A 12,324-nucleotide genomic window follows, 5' to 3' on the forward strand; every position below is an offset into this window, starting at 1 on the left:
GTACTTCCCTTACCCTACAATCTATATATCGTTAGTAGTTGGAAAAGTTTAATAGTTTTTTTAAAGTTTTTTTATTTTTTATGTAATAGCTTCATAGCACAAACTTATTTTCTCTTTAGCTGCTCTAAAAAGTTGGAAGTTGAAGCAAGGGCTTCTTTATTTTGTGCTTGGATTGCTTCAAAAACTTCTGAACGATGTACTTTGACTGTTTTGGGCGCAACGATACCAATTTTAATTTGCTCACCTTCGATTGCTAATATTTTTATTTCGATTTGGTCGCCTATCATAATAGACTCATCTTTTTTACGTGAAAGTACTAGCATTATTTCGCACTTCCTTCCAATGGTTGCATTGGATAACGTAGAGGAAAGGCTTTATTGTCTTGGAGAACGATTTGCTTGCCTCGTTTTTTTACTATATTTAAAATAACAGGTGCCAACAAGTTAATCGTAGAATCTTGGAATGATTCTTTCATTGTCACAATGGCATATGCAATAACATCTTCTTCCTTTTCAATCTGTAATTGTTCACGATCCTCTTCACTAATATCAAAGCTATAATCTTGTTTAAATGCAAAAGGATAGGCAACAACAAAGCCAATTTCGACATGCTGAATAGATTGTAATAGTGCTAGTGGCAAATCTGCATCTATAGGTAGTAAAACAAATTCTCTCTCTTCCTCTAATCCTAGTAAGCCATGTTCAAATGTCAGGATATCTTGTTCAGCAATTTCGACTTCCCCTAAAAATTTCGTAGCAATTTTCATTTTCCGTGCACTCCTTTAGACGATAACATCAATGTCAACATCTGGTCTTTGTATCATTGTACCAGTTACTTTTCCTGGTGTGTATTCATGGATTGGTTTGTTCACTTGGGCGTCAATTATTGGTTCTCTTCGTTGAATATTGACGTCAGTTGTACCTGGCGTATAGTCAATTTTTACTGAACCTACAGATGGAACAAATTTCACATTAAATTGCACACGGTGGGGGCCATGGTTTTGTTTGGCGATATTTTGGATAGTTGCTCTACCTTGCTCTTTACCGGCGCCTTCCATCATTTGTCGACCTTCCCTTGCTCTACGTGCCATGCCCTTCATTGCCTCTTGTTTACCTTTTTGCGCATAGTTTGCACTTGATTCTAGTGGGCCAATTAAGCCTAAATCACGTCTTGCTTGGGATGAATCAATTTTTAGTACACTGTTTGTAGTATTGATTTCAAGTATTGCGGCAGGTTGCTCAATATGCTGGGTAGCTCTTGGCTGTTTAATATATTGCTGTGGCTTGGCAATATTAAGGTCAATTTGTGCGTCTGTTGTACGAATTTGAATTTGTGGGAGTCTCATATACACTTCTCCTTTCAAGAAAAGCGTCTGAACAAAATGTTCAAACGCTTAAATTCATTAGCAGAAAAATCACTCTTATTTATCGAATAAAATCGACTAAAGATTGTTGGATAATTTTCGCACCAACAGACAATGCAGCCTGATGGATAGATTCTGATGTTACCATTTCTGTAATAGCTTTTGAATAATCAACATCTTCGTTATTCGATAATTGCTTCGTTACGCTAACTTCACGAATAGATAAACGGTTTTCCATTAATTCTACCCGGTTTTGACGTGCACCTACATCCGCTTGTGCTTCAAGAATTTTATTGTGCATTGTTGTGATGTCATCGGTAGTGCTCGTACTTGTTACGCCACCTAAAGCAGAACCTATCTCATCACCTGTAGCCACAGGAACTCTATTCGGGTCTAATAAACCCGAAATTTTGCTCATCATATCATCTACACTTTTAAATAAATCACTGCCAGCAGTGTTTACTGTCATTTGAATGCCATCATATACTTCGATTTTTACATCTTCATTATTAACATTTGCCGTATTAATCGCACCATTTAAAAATAATGGTTGTCCTGTTTTTGTACCACTGAAAATATAACGGTCTCCGACTTTTGTATTTGCTACATCTTGCAGTTGTTTTTGAATTTGGTCAATTTCAGATTTAATCTTCGCACGTTCATCTGGAGTATTTGTATCGTTCGCCGCTTGAATAACAAGCTCGCGCACGCGCTTCATTTGTTCGCCTACTTGATTTAATGATTCGTCAGATGTATCTAGCCAGTTGTTGACTTCATTCATATTACGTGAATATTGTTCAACTTGGCCTAGATCACGTCGATAGCCCATCCCTTTTACTGCTACTACTGGGTCATCTGAAGGTCTTGTTATTTTAGAGCCTGAAGTAATTTGGTCTTGTAGCTTTGACATTTTCCCGTAGCTATTGTTTAAGTTCAGAAGCATGTTATTTGATAACATAGATTGTGTTACGCGCATAGTTGTAAAAGCTCCTTTCTTTTGTCTAACTCAAATTTTTATAATCCTACACGGCCCATACCGTTAATGATTTTATCTAAAGTTTCATCTACCACTGTTATCATACGCGCATTGGCGTTATATGCTTGTTGGAATGTAATCATATTTGTCATTTCTTCATCAAGTGATACGGAAGAAATCGATGAACGGTTGTTGCCAATTGTCACAAGCAATGTTTCAGAAGTTGCGTTTAAACGCACTGCTTCTTCTCCATCGACACCGAGCTTACCAATTATGCCTTGATAAAATGAGTTAAATGTTGCACCTTCTAAATTACCTGTTGTAATTGTTTTTCCTAAGATCGTAACAGGTGAACCGTTTTGCACCATTGATTGGATGTTAGAAAGTTCAAGCGCCCATTTACCGTTCCCTTCTTCATTGGCACCTGAAGAAGCTGCCAACTTTGAAGAGTCTTTTAATAGCACATCATTGACTTTAATATTCCCTGCTGACATCGGTTTGTTACCATCAATTGGGACAAAAAAATCTTTTATGCCCGGATCTCCATTAAAGTCAAATCCTTGCGCGTGCATGGCATTGAAAACATTCGCAAATTCAGAGGCAAGTTTGTCAAGGCTAGCCATTGTTTCTGGGTAATAGCCTTTAACATCCGCTCCATCTTGATAGCCATAAGAATTAATCAACGATAATAATTTACCTTTGCCTGGTTCTAGCTGGTTATATGTAATCGTGCCGTTATCTGTTGTACCGGAGCCAGTAACTTGTATATTGTTGAAGACATTTGTTAAATCATTGCCATCAATTTGAGCATTACCATTCACTGAAACACTTGCTGCATCTCTACCATTCACTAGCTTAATAGGTGTTGCTCCGTCATATGGTTTAAAGATAATCGTTACGCTACCTTCAGCCACGCTCGAAGCAAGCCCTCCTGTAGGCACTCGTTCAACGGAAACTGGGATGTAACTATTTAATTCATCGATTAACACATCGCGAGCATCGTATAAATCATTTGGTACATGGCCATTTGGTTCCACTTCTTGCACTTGCTTATTAATGGCAGCAATTTGCTTTAGTAATGAATTGATGCGATTTGTGGAAACATTAATTTCATTACCTAAGTTACCTTGAATCGTTTTTAATTGCGTATCCATATAATTCAAGGATTCCGCGAGGTGGTCCGCACGCTGGATTGCCACTTTGCGTGATGCCGCGTTTTCTGGCGTTCCACTGACATCTTGCAGCCCTTTCCATAGCTGTTCTAATGCTGCGTTTAAACCGTATTGAGACGGTTCGTCCATAATATCTTCCATTTGAGAAATAGCGTTTGAACGAGATTCCCAATAACCAAGCTTATTAGTTTCTTGACGGTATTGACGGTCCACAAATTCATCGCGAATACGTTGAATGGAACCGGCTTCTACCCCTGTTCCTAGATGCCCAGGATAAGTTGGCGTGTTTAAACCTGCCGTTGGGAAACCTGGTGTAGCTTGCATGTTTACGCGTTGACGTGAGTAGCCAAGTGTGTTGGCGTTTGAAATATTATGACCTGTTGTATATAAAGCAGATTGTTGTGTAAATAAACCTTTTCTACTTGTTTCTAAGCCCATAAATGTTGAGCGCATCTTTTTTCCTCCTTTAAGGAACGTGATAAAAATTATGCTTGAGAATCAAAGTACGATTTTTTTGCAATCGTATTCGTACCGCGTACTTCATGACCAGAGTAATTAATTTGCTCTGGTCGCGGACGAAGCGCATCTAATGTAAGATTAACGAATTGCAATGATTGAAATACTAGTTTTTGATTGAGCTCATTTTGTTTGCGTAAATCATCAATGATAAGCATTAATCGATTGCGAGCAGCTGACAGTGTTTCTTTTTCAGCAAGTTGTTCAGCAGCCTCGATGACATCAGCGACAGTCATTTTGTCAGTGGAAGCAACTCCTTTTGCTCCAAGGTATTCGGCTACCTGTATCTGACGCTGTTGCTCAAGCTTATCGATGGCCGCTACATGTGCCTGCTCATCCTTGAGCATTTGGTCTAGTGCTTCCATATCGCCAGCTTTTATAATTTCTGTTTTTTTGAAGGCTAGTTCGAGTAAGCTTTTATGCATTCTCTCTAGCTTAGTTAATGTTGAACAAATCGTCTCTACAGACATTTTGCTAAGCACCCTTTCTGTTTTTACCTAGAAACGATAATATTTCAGCATATCTTCAGCAACTTTACGCGCATTGACTTTGTATTCACCAGAGTCAATATCTGCCTTTAGTTGTTGTACGCGTTCTGCACGTTCTGTACTGTACGTTGTGACACCTTGCATTTCCTGTGCTGCTTTTGAAATTTCTATTTTGTCCGCAAATGACGCTTTGTTGTCGCTAGATTTGACATTGCGTACTTGATTTTTATAGGCGTTAACAGCATTAACACCATACGATGTAATCTTCATGTTCTTCCCCCTGTCTTAAAAGCTTATCTTACTATTATTTCGGATTGTCTCCAACAATGTTAAGTTTTCAAATATAAAAAAGTGTGCTAATTTTGTTTAAAATTAACACACTTTCGCTTATCAGCCATTTTTAAGGTGTAAAATCGTTATTTTTTGCGATCAGCATGATAGGTTACTTTATCGCGTTGTTCAACGCTCTCACGGAATTCTTTAGCCGCTTCAAATGTACGAAGGTCTGATTTTAATTCATCTTGGCATTTTGTACATAGTTTGCCCTTTGTTGTTAAGTGACCACAGTTATCACATGGATAGCCTAAGTTCGGGAACATTGCCGGTTGCAAGCGACCTTTACGAACCCATTTATATAATAGTTCTTCTTCAGCACCAGTTGCTTCGACAATGCGTTCTACTGTTGCGGCACGATTTTCACGCTTGCGCAAAAAACGGTAGACGATTTGATACAGCTCTTCTTCTGATTGTGCGCATTTATGACATACGTCTCTGACCCCTGTATAATTAAAAAACTCATTACATTTTGGACAATTTCGAACCTCAGCCATCTATTCTTCCTCCTCTTGCAAGATCACTATCTAATTATACGTATCTTAAAACCGTAATCTATTATACATGATGTTTTAGCATTTTCATCCATTAATTAATGTGAAGGTTCGAACACTTTGGGCACCCGCTTCTAGTAAAACCTGTTGGGCATGCCGTAATGTTGTCCCTGTAGTTTCTATATCGTCAAAAAGCAAGTAATCTTTACGCTCAACTTGCGCTTCGGGCAATAATCGAAAAAGTGGAGCCGATTGTAATCGCTGTGCTCTATTTTTTGAACTTTGGGTTTCCGTTGTTGTTTTTTCTAGTAGCTGTGTATAAGGGATCTTTGCCGCTTTTAGCAGTTCCTCCGTATGGGAGAATGTACGCTCTTGTTGCTTCTGAGGATGTATCGGAATCGGGATAACCGTTGCTTTTTGGCGTTTTAGTTGCGCATGGATTTCCTGCCGAAATACTTTTGCTAGTGCTACGTCTTGGAGAAATTTAAATTGATGCAAATAGCTTTTCATGGCGTCGTTATATTGATATAGGGCAGTTTGTATAGATGAACGCTGGAATTGTGCTGAACATTTCTCACAAATGCACGGCGGGAAGTAATTAAATAAAAGGGATTTCCAGCTCGGGACTAGTTGCAAAGGCTGTGCGCATAATAAACAAAATATTTCTGTTTTGTTCATTGTGGGAAGCCTATTTTATTATTATAGATTATTTTTTCGCGTGCTTCGTCCATGGCGAGTGTAATGCCATGATGGAAGAACACAACATCTCCATCTGCGTACGCTGCATGCCGCCCGACACGTCCTGCAATTTGTATTAATGCGCTTGCCGTAAAAATCGCTGATTCTGCCCCAACCACTGCGACTTGAATATTTTTTATCGTAATCCCTCTTTCTAAAATGGTCGTTGTGAGTAATCCCGGAATTTCTTCATCGCGCAACTGTAGTACTTTTTGTTTTCTGTCTGAGTCATCTGCATGAACAGCTAATATATTGTCGTGTAGCTTTTGAAACAGTGGTGTTGCCATTTTTAGCAATTCTATTGTCGGTACAAATATTAGAAACGGTTCATTTTTGGCAAGTCGCTCTTCTGTCCATTCTTTTAGTTTTCTAGGGAGCTTGCCTCGCTGCAGTTTTTTTTCATAGCCCCAGAGTGCACTGAATCGTGGCACTGGTAAAGGCTTGTTATGATATCTTTTCGCAATAAATGAGCATTGTTGAAAGTCATTGAGTAAGGTTGGCGAAGGTGTGGCCGTCATAAAGTAAATTGGGGCTTGTGCCGTTTTAGCTTTTTGCACTGAGCTTGCTAATGTTTTATCGAATGAATAAGGGAAGGCATCGGCTTCATCGACAATCATAACATCAAATGCTTGTTCAAATCGATAGAGCTGATGTGTCGTCGCCAAAACGAGTTGTGCATAACCGTCTTGCTTTGGCGCCCCACTGTAGTAAGCATGAACGATTGTTTGCGGAAAAACTTTTTGAAAGCGTGGAAATAACTCTAGCACCACATCTGTTCGTGGCGCCGCAATGCAAACCCGTAAACCTTTTTCTAAGGCATAGTGTACAGATTGAAATAACAACTCTGTTTTTCCCGCCCCACAAACTGCAGAAATTAAATGGGATCTACACGCTTTAACACTCTCTAGTAGTTCATCGGCAGTCTGTTGTTGAAGTTCCGTCAACTGGCCTGTCCATTGGAGTGGATGCTGTCTTTTTCTATAGGCTTTAGGACCTCGCCATATCATTAATTGCGAACAGCTGCTCACTCTGCCCATGCTTAGACAATGTCTACAATAAACACATTGCCGCTGACATTTCGAGCAATCAAACATTGTAAAAAACTGAGGCTTATCATTATGGCAACGATTGCATTTCAACCGTGGTGTTGTTTGAATACCTTCTATTATATGAAGATATTTTCTAATAATGGCACGTTGTATATCTTGTTTTGCAAATGCTGTATGCTCCCGTAACCAAATGCGTCCTTCATGAAAATCTCGCATAGCAGGGGGCAAGAGCCATCCTTTATATTTCATATTAAGTTGCTCCTTTCTTTTGGTGATGGTGGGATGTTCTGTCGGGGTGGCAGTGTATTGTGGCGATTTATCATAGTTTACTGGCTTTTTGACCGGGTTTTGTGGCGTTTCTCATGAGCTTTGTGGCGTTTCCACGAGTTTTATTGGCGATTGCCACTGGCTTATCGGCGATTCATGGGGTTCTATCGGCGATTCGCACCGGCTTATCGGCCATTCACGGGGTTCTACCGGCGTTTTGCACGGGCTTATCGGCGATTCATGGGGTTCTATCGGCGATTCGCACCGGCTTATAGGCGATTCACGGGGTTCTACCGGCGTTTTGACCGAGTGTAGCACCCCTTTCTACGTGGTCTGCAAAATTATTGGCGTTTCTCATTAGCTTTGTGGCGTTACCACAAGTTTTATTGGCGATTCGCGCGGTCTCTCCCGCGATTCACGGGCTTCTACCAGCGCCCTATTCACTCCCCCTCGCTAAGTAGACCCCTTAAAACAACAAAAAAGTCTCTACAACAAGTTGTAGAGACTTTTGCACGTTATTTTTTTGTCCAGCCTAGGCCCATGGCACCTTCGCCTAGGTGTGTGCCGATTACTGGTCCGAAGTAGCTTAGTTTAAAGTTTACATTCGGGTAAGTTGCTGCGAGCTGAGCTAGCCATTCTTCAGCTTCTTTTTGACAGTTGCCGTGAATGACTACAGCATCCATGTTGTCATACTTGTGTGCATCTTCAGCTAATAAATCTTCTGCACGCTTTAAAGCTTTTTTACGTGTGCGGATTTTCTCGAATGGTACAATGACCTTGTCCACAAAATGTAAGATTGGCTTTACTTGTAATAAGCCTCCGATTAAAGCTGCCGCTGAAGATAGACGTCCTCCCCGTTGTAAATGTGCTAAGTCGTCTACAATGAAGTAAGCACGAATATATTGCTTCATGTCCGCTAATGTTGCTAGTATTTCTTTTGCCGAACAGCCTTGTGCCGCCATTTCAGCTGCTCGTAACACATAAAAACCTTGAACAGCGCAAGAAATCTCGCTGTCGAATGCGTACACATCAATACCTTCCACCATTTCTCCTGCTTGGACCGCACCTTGATATGTACCACTTATGCCACTCGATAAATGAATGGAAATAACTTCGTCATAATCTGTTGCCAACTCTTCAAAAAGAGCGGCGAATTCACCAATAGGTGGCTGTGTTGTTTTAGGGAATTCTTTTGCCCCTCGTACTTTATCATAAAACGCAGATGCAGTAATATCTACTTCCTCTGCGAATAACTCACCTGAAATATTTACACTTAACGGAATCATACGTATGTTTAAGCGTGCGCGATCTTCTGGCGTAATGTATGCAGTACTGTCTGTTACGATTGCCGTCCTCATTCATGTCCACTCTCCTATGTTTCAAGTTTACCTTAAAAAGAAATGAATGTGAATTGAATTACGCCATAACGTAATTGCATCAGGATGCTTTACACACGAGGTTAAGTCGTGGCATCCATTTCACATTCATCTTCTATGTATTGTAAAGGGAATGACTTCCCCTTATTAATTGCCTGTGCTAGATTTAGTATCATCACCAATATAAAAGACGCTCGTCACTTTCCAATCTCCACCCTCTTTAACAAAGACCGTTACTTGACGTCCAGCGCTTTCATGTTCGACATTAGTTTGGAGCTGCAATGAGTGTATTGTCATATTGGCAAATACTTGAGCTTCTTGATTATCATACTTTGCAATCGTTACATTTGATACATCACGTTTCGTATCGGATTGATCAAATACTTCCTCTGCAAATTCTTTATCTTCTTCATAATTAAAGCCTTTTGGGTTTTTAGATATCGTGTTCATATAACGTTCAATGTCTTTATCATTGAATGCGGCAATATATTCATTAAAGGCCGCTAAAATTGCTTTTTCCTCATTAGCTGGAACATTCGTCGCTTTTTGAACTACTTCGCCCTTCATTTCATAGCCTGCTGTTCCATCTTCAATCACTTCTTCTCGCTCTTTTGCCGTTAATTCATCTTCTTTATTGCTACATGCAGTTAACACGAATAAAGTTATAACTGCCAGAATAATTTTTTTTAACATCATAAAACCTCCCGCGCAATATTGTAGCATATAAATGCATTAGTAGGAATTTTGTTGCGCTTTTTCAACATTTAGGTGCTTTTCATTGTTAAGACGTTCATCCATTAAAAATGTTGCGCAATAAAAAAACTGTCTTAAAAACTACTATTTAAAGTAGCTTTTAAAAACAGCCTTCATGTTAATACTATACAGTTATCGTACTTCAACCCAACCATTTTTAATAGCTGTTACAACGGCTTGTGTACGGTCGTTTACGTTCATTTTTTGTAAAATGCTTGAAACGTGGTTTTTAACCGTTTTTTCCGAAATAAACAGTGTCTCACCGATTGTACGGTTAGATTGGCCATCAGTTAATAATTGTAATACTTCACATTCACGTTTTGTTAGTAAATGGAATGGACGACGAATTTCTGTCTGATGGAAGTTTCCTTTGTTTTCATGCTCAGAAAGGCGACGGAATTCTGCTACTAAATTTTTTGTTACTTTTGGATGTAAGTAAGAACCGCCATTTGCCACTACTTTAATCGCTTCAACGATTTCATCAGCATCCATTTCTTTTAGCATATAACCAAGTGCACCTGATTTTAGTGCGTGTGTTACGTATGTTTCATCATCATGAATTGATAGCATAATTACTTTAGCATCTGGATACTCTGCAATTAAATCAGCTGTTGCCTCTACACCATTTTTGCCAGGCATATTAATATCCATTAAAACAACATCTGGTTGATTTTCTGCATATAAATTTACTACATCTGTACCATCGTCACCTTCTGCAATTACATCAAACGTATCTTCAAAATCTAAGATGCGTTTAACCCCTTCTCGGAATAGCTGGTGATCGTCTACAATAATAATCTTCGTCATTTGTCTTTTACCCCCTAAAATTCTGCAACACATATCTTTCTTTACTCTACTTCTAACGGAATTTTAAATAACACCGTGGTGCCTCGATTTATCTCACTTTCAATTGAGATTGTACCATTTAATATTTCAATACGTTCTCGCATTCCTAATATACCAAAGGAATGATCTCTCACTACTTTTTGATCGAAGCCAATGCCATCATCTTTTACGACGATATTTACCGCATTGTTCAACCATTCGAGTTTTACCCAAATATCCTTACATTTCCCGTGTTTCATCGCATTTGTTACACATTCTTGCACTAATCGGAAAATGGATACTTCATAATTTGAAGGAATACGTTGTTCTGTGCTTCTAGATTGGAAATGAATTTCCACTCCAGGATTATATTCGGTCACAGTCGACAAATATTTCTTTAAAGTCGGTACAATTCCCAAATCATCAAGCGCCATTGGTCGTAAATCGTAAATAATACGACGTACCTCTGACAGCGCATTGCGCACAGTTTTCTTTAAATCAGCAATTTCAGCCAAGGCATATTCAATGCCCTTTTCACGATACGTTCTTTCAATTAAGTCTGTACGCATTAAGACATTGGCCAACATTTGGGCTGGTCCATCATGAATTTCTCTCGATAAACGTTTACGCTCTTCTTCTTGCGCAGCGATTATTCGTATACCGAAATCTTGTTTCATCTTTGCTTGTTCAAGCGCTAACCCAACATTTTTTAAATCTGACGTTAAATAATTTAAAATAACATTTACTTGATTAACAATATGATCAGCACGTTCAATTGTATCGAGTAAACCTCTTAGACGTCGCTCTAAATCATCTCTTTTGTCGCGAAGTTGCTTTTCTTGTGTTTTAATGACGGAGAGCTTCAATTGAAAATCATGGGCCGTTTCATATGCATCTCTAACTTGTTCTTCGGTATAATTATCAAAAGCTTTACTCACTAATACAAGTCTTTGCTTAGCAAGCTGCGTGCTTTTTTCTAAAGCATCGCCTTCATCGATGACAGTTGAAATCTGTTTTCGAACAATTTCTAGCTCTTGTTGCATATCTTCAAAGCTTCTACGGCTTTGTTCACTTATAATGAAAATATCGTCTTTAGAGCTCATTATTGTTTCTAACATTCGATTAAATACGTCATCAAGCGACTTTAAATCGAAGGTATCATTTGAAAACATAGTGTACTCCCCAGTCTAATGTCCTTATTATCACATAGTATTTTGAAAGACCAATTTCATAGAATCTAAGTCTAAACCTATTATAGCATCACAATGATAAAAATTAATGCTTTTTCTTATGAAATTTATAGTATACAACCCTACAATAAAGGAGAATGACACTTATGAGAGAAAACTATTTAACCGTTAAAGGCTATGGAGAAAGTGAGATTATTATATCTAAATCACGCTTCCTCACATATATAGAACGCGCTGAAACCGAAGAGGATGCAATGATGTTTATAGAACGCATCAAAAAAATGCATCATAATGCAACACATAATTGCTCTGCCTATATCATCGGCGAGCATGATCATATTCAAAAGGCGAACGATGATGGGGAACCAAGTGGTACAGCAGGCGTCCCTATGTTAGAGGTATTAAAAAAACAAGGCTTAAAAGATACGGTCGTTGTCGTCACACGCTACTTTGGTGGCATTAAATTGGGCGGTGGCGGTCTTATTCGCGCTTATGGTAAAGCAACAACGGAAGGATTGCTTGCTGCACAAGTTGTGGAACGTAAGCTGCACCATCTCATGAAAATAGAAATTGACTACACTTGGCTCGGAAAAGTAGAAAATGAACTTCGTAATTCTATCTATTCGTTAGAAGAAATTCGCTACTTGGAGGGTGTTGAAATCGTTGTTTCCGTGCTAAAAGAGCAAGAAGAGCAGTTTAAAAATTGGATGACGGAGCTGACAAATGGACAAGCGATAATCACTTTTGAAAGCGCGCAATTTATCGAATTTATTGTGAAATAAAT

15 protein-coding genes are annotated in these 12,324 nt (G+C 39.0%); 1 reads left to right on the forward strand and 14 read right to left on the reverse strand.

Going from position 1 to position 12,324, the window contains the following annotated elements; all coding sequences use genetic code 11:
- Positions 1–104 precede the first annotated feature (104 nt).
- From csrA to ACIQXI_RS20715, 14 genes are all read right to left on the reverse strand, one after another.
- On the reverse strand, positions 105–323 hold the full coding sequence (gene csrA / locus ACIQXI_RS20650) for a carbon storage regulator CsrA (RefSeq protein ID WP_402928233.1): 219 nt from the start codon (positions 321–323) through the stop codon (positions 105–107).
- Positions 323–766: a flagellar assembly protein FliW gene (gene fliW, locus ACIQXI_RS20655; protein WP_402928235.1), complete on the reverse strand. Its 444-nt coding sequence runs from the start codon at positions 764–766 to the stop codon at positions 323–325. The genes csrA and fliW overlap by 1 nt, the downstream gene beginning before the upstream one ends.
- A gap of 15 nt (positions 767–781) precedes the next feature.
- The gene (locus ACIQXI_RS20660) at positions 782–1,345 is read right to left on the reverse strand and encodes a DUF6470 family protein (protein ID WP_402928237.1); all 564 of its coding nucleotides are present in this window, start codon (positions 1,343–1,345) and stop codon (positions 782–784) included.
- 79 nt (positions 1,346–1,424) lie between these two features.
- On the reverse strand, positions 1,425–2,339 hold the full coding sequence (flgL, locus tag ACIQXI_RS20665; protein WP_402928239.1) for a flagellar hook-associated protein FlgL: 915 nt from the start codon (positions 2,337–2,339) through the stop codon (positions 1,425–1,427).
- 38 nt (positions 2,340–2,377) lie between these two features.
- Positions 2,378–3,964, reverse strand: a complete 1,587-nt coding sequence (gene flgK, locus ACIQXI_RS20670) for a flagellar hook-associated protein FlgK (RefSeq protein ID WP_402928240.1) — start codon at positions 3,962–3,964, stop codon at positions 2,378–2,380.
- A gap of 32 nt (positions 3,965–3,996) precedes the next feature.
- Positions 3,997–4,497 (reverse strand): flagellar protein FlgN, encoded by a 501-nt coding sequence (locus ACIQXI_RS20675; RefSeq protein WP_402928242.1) that lies wholly within the window; start codon positions 4,495–4,497, stop codon positions 3,997–3,999.
- A gap of 27 nt (positions 4,498–4,524) precedes the next feature.
- The gene (flgM, locus tag ACIQXI_RS20680) at positions 4,525–4,785 is read right to left on the reverse strand and encodes a flagellar biosynthesis anti-sigma factor FlgM (protein ID WP_402928243.1); all 261 of its coding nucleotides are present in this window, start codon (positions 4,783–4,785) and stop codon (positions 4,525–4,527) included.
- Between the two features lie 146 nt (positions 4,786–4,931).
- A complete protein-coding gene (locus ACIQXI_RS20685) occupies positions 4,932–5,345 on the reverse strand; it encodes a TIGR03826 family flagellar region protein (protein ID WP_402928244.1) in 414 nt (137 codons plus the stop codon).
- An 84-nt stretch (positions 5,346–5,429) separates the two neighbouring features.
- Positions 5,430–6,020, reverse strand: a complete 591-nt coding sequence (locus ACIQXI_RS20690) for a ComF family protein (RefSeq protein WP_402928247.1) — start codon at positions 6,018–6,020, stop codon at positions 5,430–5,432.
- Positions 6,017–7,378 (reverse strand): ATP-dependent helicase ComFA, encoded by a 1,362-nt coding sequence (locus tag ACIQXI_RS20695; RefSeq protein WP_402928248.1) that lies wholly within the window; start codon positions 7,376–7,378, stop codon positions 6,017–6,019. Before ACIQXI_RS20695 ends, ACIQXI_RS20690 begins: the two co-directional genes overlap by 4 nt.
- A 533-nt stretch (positions 7,379–7,911) precedes the next feature.
- Positions 7,912–8,754, reverse strand: a complete 843-nt coding sequence (locus ACIQXI_RS20700) for a DegV family protein (protein WP_402928249.1) — start codon at positions 8,752–8,754, stop codon at positions 7,912–7,914.
- 165 nt (positions 8,755–8,919) lie between these two features.
- Entirely contained in the window at positions 8,920–9,465 is a 546-nt protein-coding gene (locus ACIQXI_RS20705; protein ID WP_402928251.1) for a DUF4440 domain-containing protein, read from the reverse strand.
- Positions 9,466–9,657: 192 nt separating this feature from the next.
- Positions 9,658–10,332 carry a response regulator transcription factor gene (locus ACIQXI_RS20710; RefSeq protein WP_340820895.1) on the reverse strand — a complete coding sequence of 225 codons (675 nt, stop codon included), beginning with the start codon at positions 10,330–10,332 and terminating at the stop codon, positions 9,658–9,660.
- 41 nt (positions 10,333–10,373) lie between these two features.
- Positions 10,374–11,522, reverse strand: a complete 1,149-nt coding sequence (locus ACIQXI_RS20715) for a sensor histidine kinase (RefSeq protein ID WP_402928252.1) — start codon at positions 11,520–11,522, stop codon at positions 10,374–10,376.
- Between the two features lie 164 nt (positions 11,523–11,686).
- On the opposite strand from ACIQXI_RS20715, the gene ACIQXI_RS20720 reads away from it, so the two are divergent.
- The gene (locus ACIQXI_RS20720) at positions 11,687–12,322 is read left to right on the forward strand and encodes a YigZ family protein (protein WP_402928254.1); all 636 of its coding nucleotides are present in this window, start codon (positions 11,687–11,689) and stop codon (positions 12,320–12,322) included.
- The last annotated feature ends 2 nt before the right edge of the window (positions 12,323–12,324 follow it).

Origin of the sequence: Lysinibacillus sp. NPDC097195, from assembly GCF_044762075.1 — a bacterium.
Classification (GTDB): Bacteria; Bacillota; Bacilli; order Bacillales_A; family Planococcaceae; genus Lysinibacillus.